This is a genomic window from Streptomyces sp. NPDC019443, assembly GCF_044389785.1.
In the GTDB taxonomy this organism is placed as follows: Bacteria; Actinomycetota; Actinomycetes; order Streptomycetales; family Streptomycetaceae; genus Streptomyces.
This window is the reverse complement of the sequence record NZ_JBIRYJ010000022.1, coordinates 57,566-82,083: the sequence shown is the minus strand read 5'-3', so window position 1 is coordinate 82,083 and position 24,518 is coordinate 57,566. Positions and strand designations below refer to the sequence as shown.

Below are 24,518 nucleotides of genomic sequence, written 5' to 3'. Positions count from 1 at the left end.
CCCGGTGAACGTCTCCACCCACAGCGGTTCAGCCCTCAACACCCCACGCATACACGGGAAATGCCCAGATCACGGCCTTCTGCAACACGCTTTAGGGCCTGTTGCGAAAGTGGATCGTCTGTCAGACCTGCCTGGGATGCTCTGAGCATGGAGATGACAGTGCAGCTGACGATCGACTGCTCCGATCCGCAGAGAATGGTGACTTTCTGGGCCGAGGCCCTGGGCTACGTGCCTGAGCCTCCGCCGGGCGGGCACGCCACGTGGCGTGATTACTGGGCGGCGGTGGGGGTGCCCGAGGCAGAGTTGCCGGCCGGTGCCGGGGATATTCCGGAGTCGATCATCGATCCCGCGGGACGTGGACCGAGGGTGTGGTTCCAGCAGGTTCCGGAGCCGAAGGTCGCCAAGAACCGGTGGCACTTCGACCTGAAGGTCGGTGGGGGCCGTGACGTCCCACTGGACGTCCGCACACAGCGGGTCAAGGCTACGGTGGAACGGCTGGTTAAAGCTGGTGCCACCGTGCTGCGGATTAAGGATGAGCCGGACATGGGGCTTTACGCCGCCGCCATGCAGGACCCCGAGGGCAACGAATTCGACGTCGTCTGAGGGCCGTTGCGATGGTGATGGTCACAGCCACTCGTTCACGGCTGCGACCAGCACAGTCGCCTCGTAGCGGACGGAGAGCTTGTCGTACCTCGTGGCCACTGCCCTGTGCCTTTTAAGTCGGTTGATGCCGCACTCGACCGCATGCCGAGCCTTGTAGTCCTCGGCGTCGAATCTGGGCGGCCGGCCGCCGCGAGAGCCCAGCTTCTTGCGGTTACGTGCCTGGTCGGCCTTGTCCGGGATGGTGCAACGGATGCCGCGTCGGCGCAGGTAGGCACGGTTTCTGCGGGAGGGGCACGCCTTGTCAGCCCTCACGCGATCAGGCCGGGCACGTGGTCGGCCCGACCCGATGCGGGGCACGCGGACCTTCTCCAGCACGGGTTCGAACTGCGGCGAGTCCCCGCGCTGTCCAGCGCTGATCACGATGGACATGGGCTTCTGTCCCTGCTCAACGGCCAGGTGCAGCTTGGTGGTGAACCCGCCGCGCGAACGTCCCAGCCCGTGATCAGAGGGCTCGGTGAATGCGCCGCCGGGTGGTTCTTTCTGCAGGTCATCCCGTTTACGGGCCCCGGCCGCATGCTGATGAGCGCGGCACACCGTGGAGTCAACACTCAAATCCCACGTGATCGCACCCTCCGCATCAACCAGGGACTGCAGCCCCGTGAGGACCCGGTGCCAGGTGCCGTCCCGCTGCCATCGACGGAGCAGGTCGTAGATCCGGCCCCACGGGCTTGTTCCACACCGAGCAGTCCTCGACCGCTTCCGCCTGCGGATACCGGTACCGCAACGCCTGTCGACGGCCGCGTGGGTGCGTTCGACTGTTCGGGCAAGGTCCTCGCCGTCGAAGAACTCCCAGGGCTTGTTGTAGTTCGGACCGAGGGCGTAGGCGATGCCCCAGTAGGCCATCGCGCAGTCCGGATCCGCCGCGGCGGCGGCTTCGAAGCAGGAGACGGCCTCCTCGTGGTGGAAGCCGTACGACCAGAGCAGCCCGCGGTCGAACCACATCTGGGCGGACGGGGAGGACGTCGTCACGGGGCGGGTGTGGGTGCCGAGGTCGTAGTAGTCCATCCGTCTCTCCTGAAGGTACGGTCCGGTCAGCCAGGTGGCGCGTAGGAGCCGTTCGGCCCGGCCGGACATGTGGACGCGCCGCGACCGGCACGCACTGTCCCAACGTGGTGAGGGTCTCCGGGGACACCTGTGGCCGAGGGTAGAACCGATCTCGCCCGGCCGGGAAACGGACGCGTGCGTGCGGGTTCCGCGGGTATGTGCCGCGGTCGGTCCGGCGTCAGCCCGCCTGCTCAGGTAGGTGGCACCCAGGGTGGCGATCCCCGTCAGTCGATGCCCGCCCGCGCGCCCCGGCCACGGGGTAGGGGGACGAAAGTGCTGCTGTTCTCGTCGATCGCCGGCCGGCGGTCCAGGGGCGGTCCGGCCCGCTGAGGGCAGTCGGTGCGTTCGCAGAGACGGCAGCCCATGCCGATGGCATGACGGAGGAAGCGTTGTCGAGGTCCCTGTACGTACCGCCGCCGCTGCTTCACCGCATGGTGGAGGCGGGGCTTCTCGGCCGTAAGAGCGGTCGCGGGTTCCACACCTGCGACCGGGGCTGAGGCGCCCGGGTCGTCGCGTGCCGAGGACCCTGCGGCTGCTGTGGAGAGGGGCGCGGAACCAGACTGGTGATCTGTTCCGTGCCCCTCACGCGTTCGGTCGATCGGCCGAAGTTGCTGGCCGCCTCGTACTTCGGGCGGCTCCGCGACGCGCTGACCGTCCTGGCCAAGGCTCCGGCCGAGGGCCTCGCCCTCGCTTCACCGAATCGGGCAGCGCCGACCTCGCTGGCCCGCGGGCTGCCCGGCAAGCGCTTGGTCGAGGGTGTCGTCAACGGGCCCAACATCTGGATCAACGACTACGAACAGTCCCTCGCCACCCTCGGCACGCTCCTCGGCCTCGCCGACGCGTGGACGTATCCGCGCCCTGCTCGTTCCTGCACGTTCCGCTGGACGCCACCGTCGAACGCGACATGGCCCCGCAGATCGCCCGCCGGCTCGCTTTCGCACGGCAGAAGACGCAGGAGATCGCGGTCCTTGCGCGCGGTCTTGCCCAGGCACCGACACCACTGCTGCGGAGCTCGCCGCGAACCGTGCCGAGCCGGCCTCCCGGGCAGGATCCGCGCTGACCAGTGATCCCGCTGTGCCGGCCCGCACCCGGCGCGGCAGCCGCGGCGGGCGCCCCCCGGCATCGGTTGTGAGGGGGCTACGGCGCGGACACCCGTCAACTAGCGATCAAATCCACCAACTAAGAAGCTCCGGGAGCGGCGGGCGGTGATCCCGGCAACAAGGGAGTCATATCCCGGGCATCCGGGACTGGCCACGACAGCATTGCGGCGAGTCGGCCTCACCTGACAGGGCGTACCGCGGGGCGCGAGGGGGTCCAGTGGAGCTCTTCGGCGTGCGGGTCGCAGGCCCAGGCTCTGATCGTCCCGGCCGTGACGAGCTGATCGAGCAGTGGGCCCAGGTCTGCGGGTGTGGTGCCGCATGCGCGGCTGAGAAGCTGTCTGAACCTCTTTCCGCAAGTGGCAGGGCTATGGCATGGGGTGTGGAGTCTGCTTGCCGTTCGGTTCAGCGTCGATGGTCGCCGTTCCGAACGGCGATGGCAGTGCGCTGATCTTCAGTCGGCTGCGAGGGTGACCGGCGGCGCCTCGGTCTGGCGGCGAGGCTGGGCATGCGGCGGGGCACCCGGGTCCGCCGCTCCCACAGCATCCCGGGTGCCACAGCGGCGGCGGCACGGTTGCAGTGCCGTCCGGCGGGTGGCGATCTGCGCGGCCGCCCGGCGCCCCGAGCGGCGCACACCTGCGCAGGCCCGAACCGGCGAGGACCGGGCGAGGATCAAGAGCCGACCGGTTTGGCCGAGTCCGGCGTTTCGACGATCACGGGTGCCCCGGTGAACGCGTCAAGGAGGATGCGGTCGCCAAGCGGGCGGTCCAGTTTCACCTTGACCTCCTTGATGTTCAGGATGCTCGGGCAGGCGCCCTCGGCCCTGTTCAGGATCGAGGCGGACAGCACCACGTTGTCCCCGGTCTGGAGGGCCTTGACGGCCGGGCCGTCGTCGCAGGAGCCGTGTCCGGCCGACACCGTGATACTCCGGCCGTCCTTGGCCACCGACCTGAGGCCCTGGAGTGGCATCAGGTCATCGGTCTGGGCCTGGGACTCCAGCGGCTTGACCGGTGACTTCACCCGCATCGAATCGCTCAACGCGACGTGCTTGAGCGGGGTGTTGTACCCCTTCAAGGTGAAGAACCACGCCGGGACGCAAGCGGGTCCCCGGCTGGTGGTCATCGTGATTTCACCCAGCTTCGCCCCGGTCACGATCAGCGGGTTCTTGTCGTCGTCCCCGTCCGCGCCCCCGGGCCCGTCGCCGTCCAGCTGCTCGAACACCTTCTGCGCCGAGTTGAGGGGGGCGGTTTGCGAACCGCCGCCCTCCCACCGGATCGTGCCCTTCCCCGCCTTGCCGGGCAGTGAGCCCTCCAGGTCGAAGTTCCGGTTCCCGTACGCCACCTTGTCCTCCCCGTTTTGGAAGGTGTGCTGGGGCTCTTGGATCCACAAGTCCAGGGAGAAGAATCCTTCCCTCCACTGCCGGGCGGCCTGCGATCCCTTCCAGGCGTCGGAGACCTGCTGGGCGCGGCCGCCGTCGGGCGCGGCCACTCGAACGCTCGGACCGGGGTCCACGTCGGCGGCCACGGTCTGTTCGCCGCATCCGGCCACTCCGGCCGCAGCCAGAAGCAGGCAGAGCGCACCCAATCCTCGAACTGTTCGCATATCTCCCCCAGTCGTCGTATCTCACCCGGCGCGGATCGGACGTGCGCCCGGCGCACAGGGTTCCGTCCGCGGCGCATTCCAGCTCGGGGTCGCCCCGCGGGTGCGCGTGGACGACGGTGATCTCGAACTCGACGCACTGGAATCCTGAGCAGCCTTCAGAAGCCGTCGAACGCGCCGAGCTGCCCTGGCGGCATCTGGAATTCTCGGTCCGGCTTCGAGCGACTGGGCGTCAGCATGGGCGTCCTCTGGCTGGTCCCGCCCGACGACGACCACGCCATGACCGCCTGGAAGGCCGGCGGGGCGCGGGGGTAGGCGTCCTGCCGGGTGGCGCCACACCGCGCGGTACGGCGCTACCGAGCGGTCGGACCGGAACGGCGCAAGTTCGCATGTGCACGCGAAGTCGGGGGCGGCGGGAGTTCGGGAGCTCGGCCAGCGCTGTTGACGGTGCGGCAAGCGGGATCACTACCGCCCTTCATGACCCGTGGCCTGCGAAAAGAGGATGTGACAGCTTCTCAGGTGCGCGGGCAGATCGATGCGTATCTGCGCGTCGCCGTCTCGGTGAACTGCTTGGGCACAAAGAGGTAGCGGCGCGGATCGGTCTGCTCCGGGATGCCGAGAGGTCCGGCAAGCGCCTGATGCAGCGGCACCACCCACTCGCGCATCAGCTCCCGCCGCTCGCGCCCGAGGATCCCGTACCCGAGGCCGGCCGCCGCGGCGGCGGCCGCGGGGCCCGCACCGCCGTACTCGAGGGCCGTGACCGTCGCGTCGGGGGATTCCCATTTACTGGAAACTCGTCAAGCCATGACCGTGTACGACTGGACGATGGGAGCCGTGTAAGCCGAGAGGTTCACGCACGGTTCTGAGAGAGCCGGGGAGTGAAATCCTTACTCACCCAAGCCCTTGAGCGGACCGCGCCGGTGCTGCCGCCGGTCCCGGGCCCGCCGGAGCGGCGCAGCTTCGACTACATCCGGCACGGCACCGTGGACCTGTTCGCCGCGCTGAACACCGCTACTGGCAAGGTGATCGGGAAAGTCCGGCCAGCACCGCGCGGTCGACTTCCGTGACCTCCTGGGCGAGATCGACCGCCAGACCCAGCCCGGCCTGGCCTGTCGGTCCACGTGATCTGCGACAACCTCTCCGCCCACAAGGCACCGGTGGTGCATCGCTGGTTGCTGGAACATCCCCGCTTCGAGCTGCACTTCCACCCCCCGACGCACTCGTCCTGGATCAACCAGGTCGTGCGACACGAAAGCCGCTTGAGAAGAGCGGGAATCACCAAGGAGGTTCGACACATGTCGAAGGTGTAGGACCCGTGCCAGTGCGCAGGGCTCGTTCCCGCCCCAGCGTGCGTCGCGAGTAATCGCGGGGTGCGAAGCCTGGGGAATTGCCCAAGGATCCTCGTTCCATCCGGGGGTTACAGGCTGGGAAATGCCGGACGGGTGAATGCGAATGAACCCTTGACGATGCCTCGTCATGATCACTCTCGCCGATGGGTTGTTTCAGCGGGAGATAGGGACTGGCCGTTGGAAAGCGGCAGGCGCCGACCGGAGAAACTTGACCGGTCGGGAGTGCACCGCCGTCCCCGGGGTGCAGAGGGCACCCTCCCCGGCAGTATCTCTCTCATGCGGAACGTGACAACCCCGATGGAGTCCAGGCAATGCAATTCTGGCCTGGTAAGCCAACCGCAAGGAAGGCCCAACTCTCCAGCGGGCGCAGGAAGACTCAGCAAGCGAATGCCGGTCGCCGAAAGGCAGCAGGAAACCGGGAACCATGCGCCGACACCTCCGTCGGCGGTCCCCGCATAACTGGCCGGATAGGGGCTGATGCCCCGGCCTGAAAGGGTGCTGACGTGGGTCTGGTGAGCCTGTGAAGACACGATGACCGAAGACACCGGAACCGAAGGGCAAGTTGGACACCATGACGACACACGCGGCCGAGGCAGCGCAAGCCGCTGCGACCGGCGCCGGCATGGCGAACGGACCGGAGGACGAGATCACCGACTGGCCGTCGATCGACTGGCGGGAAGTCGAGGACGACGTACGGCGTCTGCGGCAGCGCATCTTCACGGCATCGCAGGCAGGAGACCAGGCCAAGGTCAGGAATCTGCAGAAGTTGATGCTCCGCTCCCGTGCCAACGCACTCGCGAGTGTGCGGCGGGTCACGGAGGTCAACGCTGGCCGCAAGACGGCGGGCATCGACGGGAAAGTCGTTCTGCTGCCCCAGGGAAAGGCCGAGTTGGCCGACTGGGTCCAGCATGGCGCGGCCCCGTGGAAGCCCAAGCCCGTCAAGCGGGTGTATATAGCCAAGGCGAATGGAAAACAGCGCCCACTTGGAATTCCTGTGATCGCCGACAGGTGCCTTCAGGCTCTGACGCTGAATGCATTGGAGCCCGAGTGGGAGGCACAGCTGGGACCGAAGGTCTACGGTTTTCGCCCCGGTCGTGGCTGCCATGACGCGATCGTCGCCATCCACACGACGGCGAGCGGCAAGAACGCCAAACGCCTGTGGGTGCTCGACGCCGACTTGAAAGCGGAATTCGACCGAATCGACCACGATCACCTGCTCGCGTCATTGGGTTCGTTTCCCGGGAGGGGAATGATCACCGGATGGCTGAAGGCGGGTGTGGTCGAGAAAGTTTGGTTCACCCCCACGGAGGAGGGAACTCCCCAGGGCGGGGTGATCAGTCCCGCGTTGTTGAACATAGCCTTGCACGGCATGGGAAAGGCCGCGGAAGTCCGCTACCAGACTCTCGGCAGTGATGCCGCGATTCTGGCGCGTGATTCTCCGGTTCTGGTTGTCTACGCCGATGACCTTCTCGCCCTGTGTCATTCTCGGGAACAGGCCGAGCAGGTCAAGGCGCGGCTGGCCGCGTGGCTCGGGCCCCGGGGACTGGCCTTCAACGAGGAAAAGACCCGCGTGGTCCACCTCGATGAGGGCTGCGACTTCTTGGGGTTCAACATCCGACGCTATCGCGGCAAGTTGCTGACCAAGCCGAGTACCGCGGCCCTGCGGCGGATCCGGGAACGGCTCGCCACCGAGATGTTGGCCCTGCGAGGGGCCAACGCCGACGCGGTGATCGCCAAGCTCAACCCGATCATCAAGGGCTGGGCTGCCTACTACCGGATCGGGGTGTCCAAGCGGGCGTTCAACTCGCTGGATGCCTACGTGTGGAGACTGGTCTACAAGTGGGCCAAGTTCTCCCACCCGAACAAGTCGAAGCGCTGAGTGACTGCCCGGTACTTCGGCATGTTCAACCCGTTCAGGCAGGACACGTGGGTGTTCGGGGACCGCGTCAGCGGTTTCTACCTCTACAAGTTCGCCTGGACGCCGATCGTCCGGCACCGGATGGTACCGGGGAGGGCGTCAACCGACGATCCCGCCCTGGCCGACTTCTGGGCCAGGCGGCGTCGCCGCGGCAAACCCCCACTGGGCAAAGGCACCTTGCATCTGCTGCAGAAGCAGGACGGCCGATGCACACTCTGCCGGGGGCTGCTGCTGCACGCCGACCACGAGCCGCAAAGCCCCGACCAGTGGGAGCAGTGGCTCAAGGTCACCCGCACCGCGATCCGCAAACACGCGATCATCGCCGACGCGGGCAACGGCAAGCCGGACAAATCTGCCGCCTCACGCCTGACCCACACCCACTGCCACCGTCGGCTGACCACCGACACCGGCCAGCGGCCAGCACTTCTGTCCGCCCGCGAGCCCATGAGGCTTGCTTGAGCCGGTTGCCCGGAAACGGGCACGGCCGGTTCTGAGGGGGGACCGCTGCAGCAATGCAGCGGTCCTACCCGACGAACGCTGGTTCGCCGAGCTGGAACGGCGCTGTCTGGAACGCGGCTTCTTCTGCTCACTCGACGAACTCAAGACCGCGCTCGAGGACTGGATCAAGACCTGGAACGACACCGCCCGGCCATTCACATGGACCAAGACAGCCGACCACATCATCAACCGCATCTGCCGCTACTGCGACAGGATCTCCGGACCAGGACACTAGGCGGGCGGCAGCAGGCGGTGCAGGCCCGGCTCGATGTCCGGGGCGTTGATCGACCCGTAGCCGAAGACGAAGCCCGGGCGTGCGGAGCAATTTCTGGCGACCTCCGCCAGGGTGTAGACCGCCACGCCCGACGCCCTGGCCCGGCCGGCTCGGTCCGCGAGGGTGGCGGGGTCGGCGAGGTCGCCTCGGGTGAATGCGGTCACGTGCAGGCCCGCGGAGGACGGCACCGGCTCGGCCAGGTCCGCGAATTGGCTGTTGAGCGCCCGGGTGAGGATCTCGTGCCGGGCCGCGTACCTGTGCCGCATCCGGCGGATGTGCCGGGCGAGCAGCCCGTCGTCGACGAAGCGGGCGAGCGCCGCCTGCGTCGGGACCGACGTATGCCAGTCGGCGGTGTACTTGGCGGCGCGGAGCGCCGTGCGCAGCGGGGCGGGCGCCACCAGGAAACCGACGCGCAGAGAGGGCGACATCACCTTGGAGAACGACCCCACGTAGATGACGTGTCCAGCCTGGTCGAGGCTCTGCAGCGTCTCGACCGGCCGCCCGCCGAACCGGAATTCGCTGTCGTAGTCGTCCTCGATCACCGCCGCACCGTGCCGCCGCGCCCACCGCAGCAGCGCCGTTCTGCGCCGCAGGGACATCGGCATGCCGAGCGGGAACTGGTGGGCGGGAGTGACGTACACGGCGCGGGTGTCCGGCGGGATGGCGTCCACCACCAGGCCCTCGGCGTCCACCGGTATGCCTGTGACCTCAGCGCCCTGTGACCGGAACAGCAGCCGGGCCGGCGGGTAGCCGGGGTCTTCAACGGCCACCCGGTCGCCCGGTTCGAGCAGCACCCGCCCGATGAGGTCCAGGGCCTGCTGCGTGCCGGTGGTCACCAGCACATCGTCCGGGCCGGTCCGGACGGCGCGGGAGACTCCGATATGCCGGGCCAGCGCGGCCCGCAGCCCGGCGTGACCGGCCGGATCGCCGTATCCGGCCGCCCCGGCCGCCGAGAGGCGCAGTTCCCGGGCGACCAGGGAACGCCAAGCGTCGTACGGGAAGAGCCGGGCATCCGGCAAGCCCACCCGGAAGTCGTGGGCCGCCGTGGTCGGTCCGGAGGTCTCCGGGCCCGCCCACGGGGACAGGCCCGCCCATACGGCGCGCGGGCGCAGTCCGGAGTCGGTGGTACCGGTGGTTGTCGCGGCGTCGCGGAAGGGCAGACCTGTCGCCTGCACGTAGGTCCCGGAGCCGACCCGACTGTCCGCGTAGCCTTCGGCGACCAACCGTTCGTAGGCGACGCCGACGGTGTTGCGGGCCACCGCGAGGCGGTGGGCCAGCTGCCGGGTCGGGGGCAGCGGATCGCCGGGGCGCAGCAGCCCGTCGTGGATCGCGGTGCGCAGCTGGCGGTAGATCTGGCCGGACAGGTCGCGGTGCCCGTCGAGCGTGACGTGAACATCCATCGTGGCTCTCGGCTGCTCTTGGCTTGCGGCTTGCCTATTGGCTCAATCATTTGGCAGGTTATTGGCTCTGGAGCTGAGCCTCTGAGTGATCTTACGCTCCGGCCATGGACATACGACGACTGGACCGCCAAGTGCTGCTGCTCACTGGGGAAGTGGTCTCCCGGGTGAAGGCCGATCACTTGAGGCTGGCGACGCCGTGCGCGGACTGGACCGTGTACGGCCTGCTCCGCCATCTGGTCAGTCAGAACGAGGGGTTCGCTGCGTCCGCCCGCGGCGTGGGCGAGTCGTGGGCGGTATGGCGCGACGGTGACCTCGGCGACGATCCGGTCGGAGCGTACGAGGCGTCGGCGGACGAGGTGGCCGCCGCGTTCGCGAAAGACGACGTGCTGGAGCGGCGGTTCCCGCTGCCGGAGGTGGGCGAGGGCTTCGGTGTCCCCGGGCGGATCGCGATCGGCTTCCATCTGCTCGACTACGTGGTGCACGCCTGGGACGTCGCGGTGGCGATCGGCGCCCCCTGGGAGCCCGCCGCCGAACTCACCACCTCCGCGCTGCGCGTCGCCGCCCAGGTCCCGGACGAGGGCCGTGGCGCCGGTGCCGCGTTCCGCCGGCGGATCGCCGTCCCCAACGACGCGTCGCCGGACCACCGGCTGCTCGCACTGCTCGGCCGCGATCCGTCCTGGACGCCGGGGCCATGCTGAGCAGCCGTGTCTGATGCCTCCATGACAAGATTGGGTCATTCGGCCGTGGGGCACGGCAGAGCTGGTCGTAGCTCTGAGGGCGGCTGGACCGTCGAATGCGACCCCCACCACCGTCGGCACGTCCCCTGCGGCCGCTACGCGAGTTGCCCGAAGCGCCATCGGTCCCTGCGCTCACCACTGGCGCAACGGCCTTCCCTACCCACCCCGCTTGGTATTTCGTACAAGCAACGCCTCGACACGCACGCATATGTTCAGGCCTGCAAGGCCGCTAGTCATAGCGTGCAGCCGATTCCCATACCCGAAGGAGCAACAGATGGCGATCAAAGGCGTCTCCCCCTACCTGCGGTACGACGACGCGGACGCCTCGCTGGACTGGATGGAGCGGGTCTTGGGCTTCACCGGCGCGGTCCGCTGGCGCGACGACTCTGGGCGGACATTCGAAGCCGACATCTATGCCGGACCGACGAAGATCGGAGTCAGCGGTGGCGGCACGAGCGACGACGGGAAGAACGCCATCCTCATCGTGCACGTGGACGACGTCGACGCACACTTTGAGCAGGTCCGTGCCGCAGCCGACACCGAGGTGGAGCCCCCGACGGACCAGCCCTATGGGCCCCGGACCTTTACCATCACCGATCCCTGGGGATACCAGTGGAACTTCTGGCAGGGCGAGGCCACGCCACCCGAGTGATCAGTACGATCGACCTGCCGTGGGAGGCCCTGGCCGGTCCCACGTTCACCAATCCCACGACGCGCCCCATGCGGGCGGGTTGGCCCCACCGTCGCGCAACGGTCGCTCGCGTACGACTCGATGCGCTCGGTGCCAACGGCGTTCGGCCGAGGCGCCCGGTTCAGAGACGTCGCGGCCACCGCCGAAGAGTTCCGGCAGGAACCGGAACTCGCCGTCCTACGCCAAAGGCTTCGCCCTGGTGCTGACCGCTGACGAGATCATGAACCAGGTGCCTGTGCCGCCTCCAGCGCCAGATGATGAGACCAGGCGAACGTGACCTTATGCGGCACTACGTCCCCCGCTCGCCGCCCAACGACGGAGGTCGGACAGCGAGAGCATCTTGCCGTAGCACCAGGTCACGTCTGATGGCGACTGATCGGCTGCGTGCGATGCAATGATGCGTCACCTGTGAGCTGGGCAGCTGAGGCGGCGGTGCCCAGGTGACCGTGGCTGCCACTATGGCGGCATGACCATCGACCTGCTCCCTGCGATGGGCGTACAGCTGCCTGGCCCACTGCCCGACCTGGTCTTCGGCATGTCCGAGCAGTACGTCCGTCGCGTCCTGGCGCCGCATGCAGCGCTGTCGGATGCTTTCGTCTGCGGGACCGATTGGGCGGTTGGTTTCGACTTGCCCGGACGTTCGATCACCCTGTCGGCCTCCGACGGAGGCGGCCTTTCGATCATTTCGCTGTCGCGGCGGCCGGTCGACGAGCGAGTGGCATGCCCGGTTGCGTTCCAGGGCGTCGACGTCTTCGGGTGGCCGGCAGCCGAGATCATCGAGGCGCTTCACGAGCAAGGCGAGACGGTACAGGAGCGTCACTCCGGCACCGTGTGGATCGGCAACCTGCACCTCTCTTCTGCTCCCGGCCCCCGAACGACGGCTTCCACGAGGAAGAAGCCGCGCTCAGCGCCGCCGTACGTGTTCGAGGTTGCTTGCCTATACGAGCCGGGCATGCTGTCACGAGACCGCCGACGGTAAGGGCACCTAAGAACGACTCCCTGGCCTGTTGCCGAGCTGGCTGGACCTGCGCGACTCCTTGGTCCTGGCGGGCTGATACTGGTGGCGTGGACAACGCGCCGCGAGTGGACATCCGGGGGCCGTTCGCCGGCTCAGCGCCGCCGCGCTGGCGCGGCCTCGGGCTCCAGGTCGAGGACCACGGGGCACGGCGCGGGCAGCACGACCACCGGCAGCAACTCCGGCGCGGCGACCGGCTCCACGGCCCTGGCCTCGGCTCCGGCGTGGGCCTTCGCGGCGGCACAGCGCGTAGCACGCTCAGCCTCCAGCTGCTCCCAGCGCCGAGCCTTCGCCCGCCCCTCGGAGATGACCGCCTCGTGCAGCCGCCGCTCCACAACCGTCAGGGGCTCGGCCTCGGAGGCGTCCGCGCCAGTGTCTCCCAGGTGCCCACGAATTCAGCGCGAGGTCCGGGCTGCCTGGATTCGGATGCTCGACGGCATTGTGGATCGCGCCGAAGCCCGGGTGGTAGTGGGGGTGCTCCGCGACCGAGTCCTCGGCCGTGAGCCTCCTGGTTCGTTGATCAGAGTGGCCTTGAGCAGGGCAGCGGGAGACCGACTTCGGCCACCTTATGCGGGCAGGGATCGGTGCCATTGCACCACAAGAGTGGACTATCCGAAGGGGATCAACACAAAGGCCCACGAAGGGAACCGCACCCGGACCGCCTGATCCGCTCAGACAGGGTCTGCACCCCTCAGTCAATGAAGGTGATCGACATGTCAAAGGACCACACGCCGCTCGATGTCCCGCCCGTCTTGGAGAACTTCGGGCCAGTTACTGTCCTGCTTCGTGAGGCGTCGGCGGAGACTGCCCAAAAAGTGGCGCCGCCCAGGCGCCCCCGCCTTCCGCTGCCGACACCGCGGAGCCTCAGGCGCCATTGCGCCGCGCGGCAGAATTCCACAAACGTCACTCGCCGAGCGATGGCGGCAGAGCATCGAAGCCTCAGGGCAGGAGGGGAGCTGACATGCCAATCTTCCGGAACCAGTACTCCGCCAAAGTCTGGGTAGCTGGCATGATCTACGACCCCGAAGCGTGTGGTGGCGAAGGCAAGGACTTTCAAACCATGGGCTGGCACAGCCTGGTACCCAACGAGGCGAAGTACCTGCAGGCCGGCTACCGGCAGCACTTCTACTGGTATGCCCAAGCCGACGACGGACGCACATGGCCTGGCCCCTTCGGTCCGGTAAACACCCTGATCGCCGCATTCAGCGGATGCTTGGGCATCGGTATTAACCCCTCCTACAAGGAGGTCGGAAATGCGTGATCACGACATCCATCGCTTCCCCGGTGGTGTCAACATCGTCCTGTGAGGCAGCAGCGGTTCGCTCCGCACGCCGTACGCCGCCTCCCCACCGACGCCCCCACGTCGGGCGGTCGACTGGGAGGTGCTGGCGCAGGAGGGGCAGGGCACGCCGCCGGTCGGTCCGTCCGGGGCATGGAGCCCGCGGTGGGAGGCGGCGGTCGGGGCGGAGACCGCCGATCCGGCCGGGCCGCTCTGGCGGCGGAGGGCTGACTGGCGGGGCTTGGGCCCCGGGAGCTGGCCGCGCGGCGGCCGTTCGTGGTGGTGGACGAGCTGCTGCTCGCCTACGAGGAGGGCAACGAGGTCGAGGTGGCCTGGCGCCTGGTGCGCCGGGAGGCCTCCGAGACTCTGGCCCCGGCGCAGTTGCACCACCACCCACCCTGCGGAGAACGCCGTCACCGCCCCGCCGCCGACGGCGAGCGCTAGCCAGAACCGGCGTTCCTGCCTCCTGCCACCTCCCCACTTGCACGGCCATGGCCCATTCCTACCCAGTCGGCAGCGCGAGGACGCGGCTGTGGCCGGGGGAGCTGTCCTCAGTCCTCCTGTACAGCACGGTGTGGATCACCACCTCCGACGGCCAGGTGCACCCGCTCCGTGCGATCCGCGCGAGCACTTGTGGTTCGGTCCCGGATACGGCGACCGCCGAGCGAAGCCGCGACCAGAGCATCGGGGGCCCGGCGCGATCTCACCGCCCGCTCAACGAGGCGTTGATCCATCAATCGGACAGAAATTCAAAACCAGACGGATCTGCTCACATGCGACGCTAGCGTGGGGCGGTGCACACTCCCGCATCGCTGCTGCTGGCTGCCCGGCCTCGCACCCAAGAGCGCCTCTACGACTTCTACGAGGAGATGCGGACCGCCGACGACTTCTTCTGGGACCGCCGTCTCGACGCCTGGGTCGCGACCAGCCACGCGGTGGTCAGCAGGGCTGCCGGTGACCCGCGACTCTCTTCCGTGCGCTATCCCGACATCGAGGCCGTTTCCGAGGAACTGCGGCCGCTGGCCCGGGTCCTGAGCCGACAGATGGTCTACAGCGATGCCCCGGCCCATTCCCGGCTGCGTGCCCTTATCAGCAGGGCCTTCACGCCCCGAGCGGTAGCGATGCTCCGCGACCGGATCTCCGGGGCTGTCGATCAGATTATCGCGCAGGCGGCGCCGACCGGTCGGATGGAGATTGTCACCGACCTGGCCCGCCCTTTGCCCCTGACCGTCATCTGCGATCTCCTCGATGTGCCGGAAGGGGACCGAGGCGCTCTCGCTTCCTGGTCCGACCCGATTGCTGCGGCCATTGGCAGTTCCCGGCTCGACACCGACCACAACTGCTCCGCCTCGCAGAGCATGGCACGCATGCTCGCCTATCTCCGTGACCTCCTCACCCGCCACGACATCCCGCCCGCACCCCACAGCCTGCGTGCACTGCTGACCGCGAAGGCGCACACCGATCAGGACTTCGACGAACTCCTCGCCAACTGTGCCCTGTTGCTGATCGCGGGCCACGAGACCACCACGCACTTCATCGGCAATGCCGCAGTGGCCCTACTCCGCCACCCGCACGCGGCTGACCAGCTGCGCCGCCAGCCCGACCTGATGCCCGCCGCGGTCGAGGAACTCCTGCGCTACGACAGCCCGGTACAGCTCATGCTGCGCCGCGCACGGCACGACCTAGACCTGGCGGGCCGCACGATCGCCGCCGGGCAGGTGGTGCTCCTGGTATGTGGTGCCGCCAACCGGGATCCGGCTGTTTTCCCCGATCCACACGTGCTGGACTTCCAGCGGCCCGGCGGGCGACACGTCGCGTTCGGCTACGGGCCGCACTTCTGCCTGGGCGCGGCACTGGCCCGGCTGGAAGGCGCGATCGTCCTCAAAGCACTCCTCACCCGCCTTCCCGGCCTGCAGCTCGACGGCACCCCCCTGCAGTGGCAGCGCAGCGTCAACTTCCGCGGCCTCACCCACCTGAACGTCTCCTTCACCCCACCCTCGCCCGATCACGACAGCGTCACTAGGGCGTGTATCGAAAGCGCCGGTCACAGCCACCCGTTGCTCTGAGGCAGGGGTAAACCGCTACTTCAGTGGTGGATGTGGCGAGTACGGTGTGGCTGTGGGCTGGTGATCGCGTGCAGCGGCGGCTTACGGAGTCAGACCCGCGGACACGAAGGAGCGAATGGTGCCAGGCGCTGAACTGCGAGGGGTGACTCTGGACTGTGCCGACCCGCAGACCCTGGCGGGCTTCTACGGTGCACTGACCGGGATGCGCGAGCTCTTCAGTACGGACGAGTTCGTCGCTCTGACGGACCGCTCCGGCTGTGATCTGGGATTCCAGCGGGTTGACGGATACCGGGCTCCGCAGTGGCCGGGTCAGGACGTACCACAACAGTTCCACCTGGATTTCCGCGCTGACGACCTCGATGCGATGGAAGAGCTGGCGCTGGAACTCGGCGCGGCCAAACCGGACCATCAGCCCGGCAACGGACGCTGGCGGGTACTCCTGGATCCGGCTGGCCACCCCTTCTGCCTGACGTCTTCCTGACATCACCAGCGTGACAGGTATCCCCCGTCAGACGCCGTACCGCTCAGGCTTGGGCGAGCGGCTCATCAGCTGCTGGCCCCCTCGGAGAGGGCATGGCGTCGAATGTGCTGGTCACAGCCACTCGTTGATGGCCGCTACCAGGACAGTTGCCTCGTAGCGGACCGCGAGTTTGATGCCCCTATGGATGTCAAGCAGCGGCTCGTGCGGGTGCCACCGTGCTTCTGGGCGGGACGATCGTCTGGTAGATCTCTCGTGCGACGTAGCGTTTGAGACACCCCATGTTGTTTGTGGTCAAGCGGCATGGGGGGTGGGCGTGGGGTGACCAGGCGGTGCCTTCGTCGTAGCGGGTACGGGTTTTGAGACAGCCGTGGAGGATGCCGACGAGGCGGTTGCCGAGTTGTCGGAGGGCTGGGTTGTAGCCGGCCTCGCGGGAGCGTTGTTTGTCGTAGTAGCGGCGGGCGCCTGGTGAGTTGCGCAGGGCGGAGAACGCCTGCGCCTGCAGAGCGTCGGCGGTCGGTTGTTGCGGACGTAGCGGGCCTGGACGGTGTGGCTCTTGCCGGAGGCCCGGGTGACGGGGCTGGTGCTGGCGTAGTTCTTTCTGGCTTGCGTGATCCGATGGTCGACGAGCACTCTGAGCATCAACCGTCGCGAGACGTGCTGCACCCACCCCGTTCCGCCGAGCGGTACCACACCTGGGCGAAGGAGCAGGCCGCTGCCAAGGCCGATGGTGACCGCTTCCGGCTGGCAGTCGAAGCCGTCGACACAGGGGAAATGGTCGGTACTGTCGGCTTTCACGAGGCCGACCCACATGCAGGCCGGTTCATGTACGGCATCGCGGGCGCTGATCATCAGCGCAAGGGCCACGCAGCAAAAGCCGCAGTGCTGCTGCGCTTCATGTTCGCCGAGCGGCGCTATCACAAGTGCGAAGCACAGATCTACGCGTACAACGCGGCATCGCTGGCACTCCATCGTCGGCTCAGTTCCGTATCGAGAAGGGCCGCCTCCGCGACTTCGCGTTCCCTGCTGGCCAGCACCGCGATCTCGTCATGATGGGCATGCTCGCTGACGAGTTCGCCCAACGGCACTCGATGAGCGAACGTCGAGTGCATGTAGAGATCCATGGGACGGACGGCGGGTCGGCTCTTGGGCATGCTGATGGGCGGGGGGTGTAGCTCAACGGGAGGGCCTATCGAGCGGGCCAGGCGATCGAATGCGGGAAGCAATTTCCGGCCCCGCCCAACCCGGATCGTGACCGACAAGGACCAGTGAGTGTCGTCGCTGCCGCGGTTCGCTACCAACCCGAGCAGGTCGTCGCCGAGACCGTACGCGCCGTCGAACCCCAGCTGGCGGCTGAGAAGGTCGCGGCCATCTTGATGGCCACCATCAAGCGGCGGCCAGAGCGGCGTCGACTCGCCGAAGTCCTTAACACCACACCCGACTTGTTCACCTCTGGCCGTCCCGAGGCCCCCCGGTCGATCGCGCGCCTGATCACAGCCCTGCGTGAGCACGGCGCCGTCCATCTGAAGGCACCCGAGTGCGCACAATGCGGGGCCCAGAAGCCGCTGACCGGGCTGATGGACGGTCTGCGCGTCTGCGCGTACTGCAAGATCCGACAGATCCAGCGGTCCAGCTCCTGTGGGTCCGGGTTCCCCAGGCTGTGGCTTCACGGCGCCACCGCTCGGCCTGTTCGTGCTGCCAACGGGCCTCGCCTGCACCCCGACGTACGCCTCGGACTCTTCGGACAGGCGCTCGTCCATCCTGGGCGGGAAGGAGACGCCCTGCGGCCAAGGCCGAGCTCGGCGAGCTTGATGCGCTCGCATCCTCTGGGCGTCGGCGGCGGATGTGGAGCGCTGGCATGACATCGTCGGCGAACCGGAAGAGGAGGATGAGACCGCGTCCGGTCCCTCGGCTCTCGTCCGGCCTGACGTGACATCAAGAGCCACTGACATTGATCTTGCCTGCCCTCGAGAAATGACTCCCCAAGTCGCCTCGAAATGACTGCCGGAGAAAGGCTCTGGTCCAATTTCTGTGATCCGTGACTGTGGGTGATCGCTTAGATGTCGAAGAGGGCTTCCTCTTGTGGAGGGACCGGAGGGTCAAGGACGTCGCGAAGGCGGGTGATGTCGTGGCGCCACTTCGAGCCGTTCGCAGCGTCGTCCCAAAGTTCGGCGAGTTCAGACCGCTCGGAGACCACTTGGTCCAGAGCGTCGACGGCGAGCGTTCGAAGGTCTGCGGGCAACTCTGGCAGCGGCTCTGACGGACCGTAGTTCGAACATGTCAGTTCGCCATCAGGGTGCTGAGCAACGACCAGAGCGGCCGCGGCCACTGCTCGCTCGCCGTCGGAGGTATCCAGGAAGTTTGCAGGGTCAGCGGCGCGTTTGAGCGCGCCGCGGATCAGGGCTTCGCGTTCTTCCAGGGCTGCCTCGTCCAGGTCGCCTCCGAAGTCGGCGGCGGTGTCGTTATCGAAGGGGCCGATGTCCCAGGTGCCCATTTCTCTCCTCGCTTGGCCGTCGGGAGATCGTCGCACTGGCCACCGACAATGAGGTCAGGAGGCAAGCAGTACCCGCTTGCGCAGGAGCTTGAAGCCCGCGCGACCGTACATCTGCCGCTTGAGCATCTTGATCCTGTTGACGTGCCCTTCGACGACGCCTGAGCTCCATGGCAGGGTCAGGCCGGCGATGACCGCGTCGAGGTCGCGTTCGAGGTGCTGGGCGAATCGGCTGAGGCTTGGCAGGTCGGTGGTGGTTCGGGCGGATGCGATCCACTCCGGCAGTCGGTGGCCTTGCAGCTCGGTGACCATGTGGGCGAAAGAACGCACGTAGTCGACAAGCGTGGTCAGTTCGGGGCAGTTGGCCAGGACGGCCTTGAGCTGAATCCGGTCGCCTTCGGGCAGGGCATCGGGGTGGGTGAGGATCCAGCGGGTGACGGCGCGGGCCGACGGCGGACGAGGGCCGATGGGTTGGGGTTTGCCGCGAAGGTTCCTGCTGACGTAGTCGCGGACGCCGGCGTAACCGCGGGGATAGCCCCGTTCCTTGATCTCCTCCCATAATTTCCAGGCATTGGTGCAGCCTTCCTGCCAGCGCTGATCAAGGTAGGCCTTGTAGGCGTCGAGTCTTGTCGCACGGTTTTGCCACTGGCCGGTGAACATCTCCTCCGGGGTGGTGGCGCGGGAGAAACGCAGGATCGTGTTGAGCGTCATCCCGAGCTGCCGGGCGACGGACCGCTTGCTGTGACCGGCGGCGAGGAGAGCGTGGATGGTGGCGTGCTTGGCGCGGGTGCGTTCGGCGAACCGGTGGCCTGTCGGCCAGGGCGATGACGCGGCCGACTCCGGCTCCTCCTGGGGTTCCTCCGATTGTTCGGGTGTGGGGCGCAAGCAGCCGCGGTGCCGGTAGACGCACTTTTCAGCGGCTTCGCCCAGGTTGTGCCAGAGAGTACTGGTGGGCCGTCGGCGAGGTGCCTGCTGAGCAGGTCCTTTTCCAACGGCCCCCAGCCCAAACGACGCATGCGACTTTCACCGCACGTCGCTTTCCAGTGATTACTCCGTGGGTGCCGGGACGGGCTTCTTGCCGTGGATGTCCGCATGACAAGTTCCGCAGACCACAAGGGTTTTGCGGTGTCGTGCGGCCATGAGATCTGCCCACGGCGGCCGGGTTCCTGATCGTCCGAGGTCGGCGAGTTTGGCGACGTGGTGGACTTCCACCGCGTCGATCCGCCCGCAGGACTCGCACCGTCCGGCGAGGAGCCGGGTGACCAGTTCCTTGCGCTTGGTGTTGACCGGGGCCAGCCGACGGTCATTGATGACCGTCTTTTTGTCCCGTCGCAGCGGGATCCCGCCGAACCGTCCGACCAGTGGCTTCCTGCCGGTGCGTTCGACGCGGACCTCGAAGCACTTGCGCAGCCCGTGCGGTGTCTCGATGGTGGCCGCGTATTTGCGGGCCATCTTCGACACCGACGAGCGGTGCTTGTTGGCGAGCGTCATCAGCATCGAGGTCTCCATGACCCATTGCAGCCGGGCGAGTCGGAAGACGTCGCCGGCCAGCAGGTAGTACTGGACGATGCCGCGGTACTCCGACCCGAAGGTGCTGAGGATGATGTGGTCGTCCTGGTTCAGCAGTTCGGGCCGTCGCGCGGGTTTGCCGCGCTCCATGTACTGGGCTTGCTTGGCAGATACCACCGAACGAGGGACGCGCAATCTGATGACCCCATTGACGGAGCGCCGTCCGCCTGTGATCTTGCGGTCGTTGTGGTGCACGGTGATGTCGTAGCCGAGGAACCTCGCCGCCTGGGTGCGGGCGTGCGTGATGAGGGTCTTCTCCGGCGACAGTTCCAACTTGAGTTCGTCACGCAGGAATTGCGCCAGTCGCTGTTTGATTTCCTCGGCCTCTGCCTTCGGTCCGGCGAACCCGAGCAGGGTGTCATCGCAATAGCGCACACACCGCAGCCGCCGGTAGCCAGGATCCTGAGTATCCATGCTGGGCATACTGCGGAGTTGCTTGCGCAGCTCCCGCACCTCGGTGTGGTTGCCGCGCTTGCGTGCGCGTCCTACGGCCGCCCATACCCGATGAAAGGCGCGGTTCGACTGTCTGACTCTTCCCCGGGTGTATTCCGGAATGAGAACTTTCTCGACGTACTCATCCATCTTGTGCAGGTAAATATTTGAAAGGATGGGTGAAACAACTCCGCCTTGCGGGCTTCCGCTGTGCGTGGCGTTCCAGATCCAGTCCTCCATGTATCCGGCTTTGAGCATGTTGCGCATCAGCCGCAGGAACCGATTGTCTTGGATTCTTTCACCCAGGATCCGGAGCATGACCGAATGGTCAAGGCGGTCGAAGCACTGGGCGATGTCACCTTCGACAAACCAGACTGTTCCCGTCCAGGTATTGGTCACATCACGTAATGCGGTGTGGCAGCCCCGGCGGGGACGGAAACCGTGTGAGGAGTTGGAAAACGTCGGCTCGTAATACGCCTCAAGCAGCAGGCGGATCACCTCGCCGACGAGTTTGTCACTCCAGGGAGGCAGGCCGAGCGGACGCAGCTTCGTGCTGCCCCGCCCCTTCGGGATGTAGACCCTGCGAACTGGGCTCCATCGGCAGCGTTCGTGGCGCAGCGCGTCGATGACGTGCTCGACCTTGCCCAGCGACATGCCGTCCACGGTCTCCCCGTTGACCCCGGGCGTCATTGCTCCCTTGTTGGAGTACAGACGTCCGTAGGCCAGCAGATACAACTGCGGATTGAAGAGCTGTCGATACAGTTCATTGCACGGCAGGCCGCGCCTGCCGCGTTCACGGAGGACACCCAGCACCGTTTCGGCGCTCTGCATTACGCATACCTCCCGAGTCTTGAGTGTCCGATCACCTGGCCCCCTTCGCCCGATGCGGACGGCTTTCCCGTCCTCCTTGGCCGGTCGTGACTCCGGCGACTACTACGGGGCCTCCGTCGCCATAGGAAGATCTCCTCCCGTAGACGATCCCATGTTCGTCCTTGTCGTACGTCCTAGCGTGATGTAGGTGCCCAACTCATCCCCTTGAATGCCCTCGTTGGGCATCGCTCCGCACCCCGGAGGTTGCATCGACTATTTCACAAAGCCGTCGCAGAGCGCGGCGCCGGTTACAGGTATCTTTCCGGCGGACTCGACCTTCAGTCTCCTGGAGATTTGGGTTCAGGCAATTCAGCTTTCACCGTGTCACGCGGGTCCCTCGATACCCCGTCTCTGATACCTGAGCCCGGTCATCGATTTCCTGGCATGCTCTGGTCCCCATCACCGTTTCCGGATTGGGTAAGCCATCAGACCCGAGAATCTCCCTCCAAATTCCCCCCGACTGAGTCGGGGATACGACAAGGCGCCTCATGGCGCACTGCCATCGATCGGCGACTTGAAGGGCCTGTGGGGCGCCGCGGGTGGCACCGTCGGCGAAGAAGGGTGCGCGGTCGCGGCAGACGATCTCGATGCCGGGCCGCTCGCTGAGCCAGGCCGCGAGCGTGTCCGCCTCCCGGTCGGGCAGGAGGTCGATCGGACGACGTGTTTCGACGTCGACGAGCACAGTTCCGTAGATCCGTCCTTTGCGCTGGGCGTATTCGTCCACGCCGACCACGCGGGGCGTGGCAGTGGGCGGATCCGGGAGCGAGGCGATCAGCCTCAGCAGGGTGTTCCGGCTGACCGGCGTCCCGAAGATGGCCGTCATGCGAGTCCCGGCCCGGCCCGCTAGCGCGAGGCCGACCGAGATGAGCGTCGATCGCAGCCGTTCCGTCCGCCGGCCGAAACGGCGGGTGAGCCCCGGCACCTGCTCGGCGAAAGTCTTGCGCGGACAGGAGGCTTCCGCGCAGACGAACCGGCGCACCCTCAATGCCACCACGACGGACTTGCCCGCAGCTGGCAGGTCATGGGGAAACCGCAGATAGGAGCCGTGTACCCGCTCTGAGGGGCACTCGCAGCCCGGGCAGGTCGCCTGCCGGGCAGTGCTCAGGGCCTCGATCCGGACGACCGTCTCGGTCACCTCGACCGACTCCACCAACACGTTCTCCAGCGAGGAGAACAGCAACTTTTCGAGTTGCGGCCGTACTTCGTTCACAGCGCAGCACTGTCGGCCAAACTGCACACCAGCCGGGCGATTTTCGGGCTATCTCAGCCACCATCACGAGAAGATCGACAGTCACGCTGCGTACGCGACCACACGAAGTGGACCAGAGCCCGGAGAAAGTGACACAGCCAAAGGGCTAACGGGTGCTCGCGCTCGTCAGCGGTTTCTGCTTTCTGAGTCAGGTTGAACCTCGAGGTTGGCGGTGCCGAACGGGTTATCGATGACGTAGCGCCACAGACCGTCCGCGCCACGACGTGCCACGTCCGTCGCCGTACCCTCGACATGCACCTGCTCGCCAGCAGGCCCTGGACCGTCGATGACCCAGTCGACGATCAGCAGGGCGATGTCCTCAGCAACATAGGTGTGCCGAGGATGAACGGTTATCGGCAGACCCAGGCGTAGGAATTCGGCGTAGCCTCAGCCAAGTCGTCCCCTGCAACGTGTCGACCAGGGTAGGGGACGAAGACAGCGTCGTGTTCATACACCCGCCCCTTCGCATCCGCGCTGCCGCTGTTGAATGCCTCGGCGAATACCGCTGGGTGTTGCTTTGGGTCGGTGGTCAGAGAAAGAGGAGGGACATGGTGACTTCCGAGATTCGATTCGATGCTCATGACGGCAGCCAACCTGGCCGCAACGTGGGTCACCAAACGGAAACCCACGTCCCGATGCCTCCTGTGGACTCGGCCAGTCGGCGCCCTGACTGGGACGGCGAGCTGGTTCCGGACGAGCGCGGGCGCACCAGGCAGCCCGAACCCGACTGCCCCGTCGAGGTCGCTCTCGCCGCCGTCGCGGGCCGCTGGACCACACTTGTCCTGCGTGAGCTGATGCATGAGCCCACAATCCTTCAGTAGCCTGCGCGACCGGCTGCCGGAGATCAGTGCCAAGGTGCTCGCCGAACGTCTGCGCGTACTCGTGGAACGAGCTCTGGTGGTTCGCGAGCGATTGGGCGGATTCCCGGTCCGCACCGTTTACCACCTCACTGCTGCCGGAGCGGCCTTGCGGCCACTGCTCGTCGAGCTGTACCGCACAGGAGTCGCAATCGAGACCGCACACGAATCACGAAGCCCAGCTGCGTAGATCAGAGCAGGACAGGACGGCACGGGCGGTGTTGGACGACTCTCTGCATGAGCACGTAGGCGGGGGTTGGCGACATTCGCGGTGGACAAGAGTGCTGATCTTGGTGGGCAGCCTGATCTTGCTTCGTGCACGACGACGCGGTGTGCACGAGGTGGAGGTGTGGAGTGCTCATCGTCGACACCGATGTCGTCTGCGTGGAACGCCAGCTGCGGGCGGGTGAGTTGGCCTGTCCGCCGTGCGGGGCGCCTCTCGCGCCGTGGGGGCACGGCCGGCCGCGGGAAGTACGTGGTGATCTCGGGGCTCGCTTCTTCGTACGTCCTCGCCGGTCGCGGTGTTCGGGCTGCCAGGTCACGCACGTGCTGCTGCCGGAGATGCTGTGGCCGCGGCGGTCGGATGCGGCCGAGGTCATCGGGGCCGGGCTGGAGATAGCGGCCCTGGGCATGGGGCGCCGCCAGGTCGCCGCTCATCTGGGGCTGGCGGACGGCACGGTCCGCGGCTGGATCCGCCGCTTCCGCCGCAGGTCGGAGGACGTGCGACGGTACTTCACGGTCGCCCTGGTCGTGCTCGCGGACGATCCGGTGATGCCTGAGCCGACGCAGACGCTGCCGTGGGATGCCGTCTCGGTGGTCGCGGGCGCCCAACGGGGGGCCGCGGCGCAGTGGCCGCCGGTGGACACGGGGGCGGGGTGGGGCGTGGCCGGCCGGGCGATAGTCGGCCGGGGGGGGGCCCGCACGCCGTCCCCGAGTTGGTCA

General features: G+C 67.1%; 28 protein-coding genes and 3 pseudogenes. 20 read left to right on the top strand and 11 right to left on the bottom strand.

What is annotated here, in order from left to right; translation table 11 throughout:
* Window positions 1-147: 147 nt before the first annotated feature.
* Window positions 148-603 (top strand): VOC family protein, encoded by a 456-nt coding sequence (locus tag ACH492_RS36775; RefSeq protein WP_398993276.1) that lies wholly within the window; start codon window positions 148-150, stop codon window positions 601-603.
* Between the two features lie 21 nt (window positions 604-624).
* On the opposite strand, the gene ACH492_RS36770 is transcribed toward ACH492_RS36775, so the two are convergent.
* The 3 genes and pseudogenes from ACH492_RS36770 to ACH492_RS36760 form a co-directional block, all read right to left on the bottom strand.
* Entirely contained in the window at window positions 625-1,308 is a 684-nt protein-coding gene (locus tag ACH492_RS36770) for an IS5 family transposase (protein ID WP_398993281.1), read from the bottom strand.
* Window positions 1,292-1,668: pseudogene (locus ACH492_RS36765) on the bottom strand (hypothetical protein); the annotation flags it as partial. The gene ACH492_RS36770 and the pseudogene ACH492_RS36765, both read right to left, overlap by 17 nt.
* Before the next feature lie 263 nt (window positions 1,669-1,931).
* A complete protein-coding gene (locus tag ACH492_RS36760; RefSeq protein WP_398993274.1) occupies window positions 1,932-2,072 on the bottom strand; it encodes a short-chain fatty acyl-CoA regulator family protein in 141 nt (46 codons plus the stop codon).
* A gap of 36 nt (window positions 2,073-2,108) precedes the next feature.
* Here ACH492_RS36760 and ACH492_RS36755 point away from each other — a divergent pair.
* Both ACH492_RS36755 and ACH492_RS36750 read left to right on the top strand, forming a co-directional pair.
* Window positions 2,109-2,204 (top strand): annotated as a pseudogene (locus ACH492_RS36755) (3-hydroxybutyryl-CoA dehydrogenase); the annotation flags it as partial.
* Between the two features lie 99 nt (window positions 2,205-2,303).
* Window positions 2,304-2,793: pseudogene (locus tag ACH492_RS36750) on the top strand (5-methyltetrahydropteroyltriglutamate--homocysteine S-methyltransferase); the annotation flags it as partial.
* A gap of 683 nt (window positions 2,794-3,476) precedes the next feature.
* Here the strand turns inward: ACH492_RS36750 and ACH492_RS36745 are convergent.
* A complete protein-coding gene (locus tag ACH492_RS36745; RefSeq protein WP_398993272.1) occupies window positions 3,477-4,388 on the bottom strand; it encodes a hypothetical protein in 912 nt (303 codons plus the stop codon).
* Window positions 4,389-4,918: 530 nt separating this feature from the next.
* Entirely contained in the window at window positions 4,919-5,068 is a 150-nt protein-coding gene (locus tag ACH492_RS36740) for a hypothetical protein (protein ID WP_398993270.1), read from the bottom strand.
* A 213-nt stretch (window positions 5,069-5,281) separates the two neighbouring features.
* Here ACH492_RS36740 and ACH492_RS36735 point away from each other — a divergent pair, with 213 nt between their 5' ends.
* The 5 genes from ACH492_RS36735 to ACH492_RS36715 all read left to right on the top strand — a co-directional run bounded on the left by ACH492_RS36735 (window position 5,282) and on the right by ACH492_RS36715 (window position 8,403).
* Entirely contained in the window at window positions 5,282-5,470 is a 189-nt protein-coding gene (locus tag ACH492_RS36735; protein WP_398993268.1) for a hypothetical protein, read from the top strand.
* Window positions 5,471-5,524: 54 nt separating this feature from the next.
* Window positions 5,525-5,713: a hypothetical protein gene (locus ACH492_RS36730; protein WP_398993266.1), complete on the top strand. Its 189-nt coding sequence runs from the start codon at window positions 5,525-5,527 to the stop codon at window positions 5,711-5,713.
* 610 nt (window positions 5,714-6,323) lie between these two features.
* Window positions 6,324-7,631, top strand: a complete 1,308-nt coding sequence (ltrA, locus tag ACH492_RS36725; protein ID WP_398993264.1) for a group II intron reverse transcriptase/maturase — start codon at window positions 6,324-6,326, stop codon at window positions 7,629-7,631.
* On the top strand, window positions 7,632-8,129 hold the full coding sequence (locus ACH492_RS36720; protein WP_398993262.1) for a hypothetical protein: 498 nt from the start codon (window positions 7,632-7,634) through the stop codon (window positions 8,127-8,129).
* The gene (locus ACH492_RS36715) at window positions 8,122-8,403 is read left to right on the top strand and encodes a hypothetical protein (protein ID WP_398993260.1); all 282 of its coding nucleotides are present in this window, start codon (window positions 8,122-8,124) and stop codon (window positions 8,401-8,403) included. The genes ACH492_RS36720 and ACH492_RS36715 overlap by 8 nt, the downstream gene beginning before the upstream one ends.
* Here the strand turns inward: ACH492_RS36715 and ACH492_RS36710 are convergent.
* A complete protein-coding gene (locus ACH492_RS36710; protein ID WP_398993258.1) occupies window positions 8,400-9,842 on the bottom strand; it encodes a PLP-dependent aminotransferase family protein in 1,443 nt (480 codons plus the stop codon). The two genes, ACH492_RS36715 and ACH492_RS36710, sit on opposite strands and share 4 nt — an antisense overlap.
* 104 nt (window positions 9,843-9,946) lie before the next feature.
* On the opposite strand from ACH492_RS36710, the gene ACH492_RS36705 reads away from it, so the two are divergent.
* The 3 genes from ACH492_RS36705 to ACH492_RS36695 all read left to right on the top strand — a co-directional run bounded on the left by ACH492_RS36705 (window position 9,947) and on the right by ACH492_RS36695 (window position 12,249).
* On the top strand, window positions 9,947-10,540 hold the full coding sequence (locus ACH492_RS36705; protein ID WP_398993256.1) for a TIGR03086 family metal-binding protein: 594 nt from the start codon (window positions 9,947-9,949) through the stop codon (window positions 10,538-10,540).
* A 313-nt stretch (window positions 10,541-10,853) separates the two neighbouring features.
* On the top strand, window positions 10,854-11,231 hold the full coding sequence (locus tag ACH492_RS36700) for a VOC family protein (RefSeq protein WP_398993254.1): 378 nt from the start codon (window positions 10,854-10,856) through the stop codon (window positions 11,229-11,231).
* A 505-nt stretch (window positions 11,232-11,736) separates the two neighbouring features.
* Window positions 11,737-12,249 carry a hypothetical protein gene (locus tag ACH492_RS36695; RefSeq protein WP_398993252.1) on the top strand — a complete coding sequence of 171 codons (513 nt, stop codon included), beginning with the start codon at window positions 11,737-11,739 and terminating at the stop codon, window positions 12,247-12,249.
* A 131-nt stretch (window positions 12,250-12,380) separates the two neighbouring features.
* Here the strand turns inward: ACH492_RS36695 and ACH492_RS36690 are convergent, their stop codons facing one another.
* Window positions 12,381-12,620, bottom strand: a complete 240-nt coding sequence (locus tag ACH492_RS36690; protein WP_398993250.1) for a hypothetical protein — start codon at window positions 12,618-12,620, stop codon at window positions 12,381-12,383.
* Window positions 12,621-13,294: 674 nt separating this feature from the next.
* Between ACH492_RS36690 and ACH492_RS36685 the strand changes: the two genes are divergently transcribed.
* The 6 genes from ACH492_RS36685 to ACH492_RS36660 all read left to right on the top strand — a co-directional run bounded on the left by ACH492_RS36685 (window position 13,295) and on the right by ACH492_RS36660 (window position 17,970).
* Window positions 13,295-13,546 carry a hypothetical protein gene (locus ACH492_RS36685; protein ID WP_398993248.1) on the top strand — a complete coding sequence of 84 codons (252 nt, stop codon included), beginning with the start codon at window positions 13,295-13,297 and terminating at the stop codon, window positions 13,544-13,546.
* Between the two features lie 294 nt (window positions 13,547-13,840).
* Entirely contained in the window at window positions 13,841-14,008 is a 168-nt protein-coding gene (locus ACH492_RS36680) for a hypothetical protein (protein WP_398993246.1), read from the top strand.
* A gap of 350 nt (window positions 14,009-14,358) precedes the next feature.
* Window positions 14,359-15,630 carry a cytochrome P450 gene (locus ACH492_RS36675; protein WP_398993244.1) on the top strand — a complete coding sequence of 424 codons (1,272 nt, stop codon included), beginning with the start codon at window positions 14,359-14,361 and terminating at the stop codon, window positions 15,628-15,630.
* Window positions 15,631-15,745: 115 nt separating this feature from the next.
* Window positions 15,746-16,111, top strand: a complete 366-nt coding sequence (locus ACH492_RS36670) for a VOC family protein (RefSeq protein WP_398993242.1) — start codon at window positions 15,746-15,748, stop codon at window positions 16,109-16,111.
* Window positions 16,112-16,726: 615 nt separating this feature from the next.
* Window positions 16,727-17,161 (top strand): GNAT family N-acetyltransferase, encoded by a 435-nt coding sequence (locus ACH492_RS36665; RefSeq protein WP_398993240.1) that lies wholly within the window; start codon window positions 16,727-16,729, stop codon window positions 17,159-17,161.
* A 215-nt stretch (window positions 17,162-17,376) separates the two neighbouring features.
* Window positions 17,377-17,970, top strand: coding sequence for a hypothetical protein (locus ACH492_RS36660; RefSeq protein ID WP_398993239.1), 594 nt, complete (start codon window positions 17,377-17,379; stop codon window positions 17,968-17,970).
* Window positions 17,971-18,164: 194 nt separating this feature from the next.
* Here the strand turns inward: ACH492_RS36660 and ACH492_RS36655 are convergent, their stop codons facing one another.
* The 4 genes from ACH492_RS36655 to ACH492_RS36640 all read right to left on the bottom strand — a co-directional run bounded on the left by ACH492_RS36655 (window position 18,165) and on the right by ACH492_RS36640 (window position 22,605).
* The gene (locus ACH492_RS36655; protein ID WP_398993237.1) at window positions 18,165-18,602 is read right to left on the bottom strand and encodes a DUF4259 domain-containing protein; all 438 of its coding nucleotides are present in this window, start codon (window positions 18,600-18,602) and stop codon (window positions 18,165-18,167) included.
* A gap of 54 nt (window positions 18,603-18,656) precedes the next feature.
* Complete coding sequence (locus ACH492_RS36650; protein WP_398993235.1) at window positions 18,657-19,484, bottom strand: transposase; 828 nt, start codon at window positions 19,482-19,484, stop codon at window positions 18,657-18,659.
* A 162-nt stretch (window positions 19,485-19,646) separates the two neighbouring features.
* Entirely contained in the window at window positions 19,647-21,431 is a 1,785-nt protein-coding gene (locus ACH492_RS36645) for a reverse transcriptase domain-containing protein (protein ID WP_398993233.1), read from the bottom strand.
* Window positions 21,432-21,786: 355 nt separating this feature from the next.
* Window positions 21,787-22,605: an ISL3 family transposase gene (locus ACH492_RS36640; RefSeq protein ID WP_398993231.1), complete on the bottom strand. Its 819-nt coding sequence runs from the start codon at window positions 22,603-22,605 to the stop codon at window positions 21,787-21,789.
* A gap of 758 nt (window positions 22,606-23,363) precedes the next feature.
* On the opposite strand from ACH492_RS36640, the gene ACH492_RS36635 reads away from it, so the two are divergent.
* The 3 genes from ACH492_RS36635 to ACH492_RS36625 form a co-directional block, all read left to right on the top strand.
* On the top strand, window positions 23,364-23,540 hold the full coding sequence (locus ACH492_RS36635) for a hypothetical protein (RefSeq protein ID WP_398993229.1): 177 nt from the start codon (window positions 23,364-23,366) through the stop codon (window positions 23,538-23,540).
* Complete coding sequence (locus tag ACH492_RS36630) at window positions 23,518-23,766, top strand: winged helix-turn-helix transcriptional regulator (protein WP_398993227.1); 249 nt, start codon at window positions 23,518-23,520, stop codon at window positions 23,764-23,766. Before ACH492_RS36635 ends, ACH492_RS36630 begins: the two co-directional genes overlap by 23 nt.
* Before the next feature lie 164 nt (window positions 23,767-23,930).
* On the top strand, window positions 23,931-24,518 hold a 588-nt coding region (locus tag ACH492_RS36625), incomplete at its 3' end, for a DUF6431 domain-containing protein (RefSeq protein ID WP_398993226.1).

What these genes read in the sequence shown, in the direction of transcription:
- ACH492_RS36645 (WP_398993233.1), bottom strand. Translation starts at nt 21,431, where the DNA reads ATGCAGAGCGCCGAAACGGTGCTGGGTGTCCTCCGTGAACGCGGCAGG.
- ACH492_RS36665 (WP_398993240.1), top strand. Translation starts at nt 16,727, where the DNA reads ATGGTCGACGAGCACTCTGAGCATCAACCGTCGCGAGACGTGCTGCAC.
- ACH492_RS36710 (WP_398993258.1), bottom strand. Translation starts at nt 9,842, where the DNA reads ATGGATGTTCACGTCACGCTCGACGGGCACCGCGACCTGTCCGGCCAG.
- ACH492_RS36685 (WP_398993248.1), top strand. Translation starts at nt 13,295, where the DNA reads ATGATCTACGACCCCGAAGCGTGTGGTGGCGAAGGCAAGGACTTTCAA.
- ACH492_RS36670 (WP_398993242.1), top strand. Translation starts at nt 15,746, where the DNA reads ATGGTGCCAGGCGCTGAACTGCGAGGGGTGACTCTGGACTGTGCCGAC.
- ACH492_RS36775 (WP_398993276.1), top strand. Translation starts at nt 148, where the DNA reads ATGGAGATGACAGTGCAGCTGACGATCGACTGCTCCGATCCGCAGAGA.
- ltrA (WP_398993264.1), top strand. Translation starts at nt 6,324, where the DNA reads ATGACGACACACGCGGCCGAGGCAGCGCAAGCCGCTGCGACCGGCGCC.
- ACH492_RS36705 (WP_398993256.1), top strand. Translation starts at nt 9,947, where the DNA reads ATGGACATACGACGACTGGACCGCCAAGTGCTGCTGCTCACTGGGGAA.
- ACH492_RS36695 (WP_398993252.1), top strand. Translation starts at nt 11,737, where the DNA reads ATGACCATCGACCTGCTCCCTGCGATGGGCGTACAGCTGCCTGGCCCA.
- ACH492_RS36655 (WP_398993237.1), bottom strand. Translation starts at nt 18,602, where the DNA reads ATGGGCACCTGGGACATCGGCCCCTTCGATAACGACACCGCCGCCGAC.
- ACH492_RS36700 (WP_398993254.1), top strand. Translation starts at nt 10,854, where the DNA reads ATGGCGATCAAAGGCGTCTCCCCCTACCTGCGGTACGACGACGCGGAC.
- ACH492_RS36740 (WP_398993270.1), bottom strand. Translation starts at nt 5,068, where the DNA reads ATGCGCGAGTGGGTGGTGCCGCTGCATCAGGCGCTTGCCGGACCTCTC.
- ACH492_RS36760 (WP_398993274.1), bottom strand. Translation starts at nt 2,072, where the DNA reads ATGGGCTGCCGTCTCTGCGAACGCACCGACTGCCCTCAGCGGGCCGGA.
- ACH492_RS36630 (WP_398993227.1), top strand. Translation starts at nt 23,518, where the DNA reads ATGAGCCCACAATCCTTCAGTAGCCTGCGCGACCGGCTGCCGGAGATC.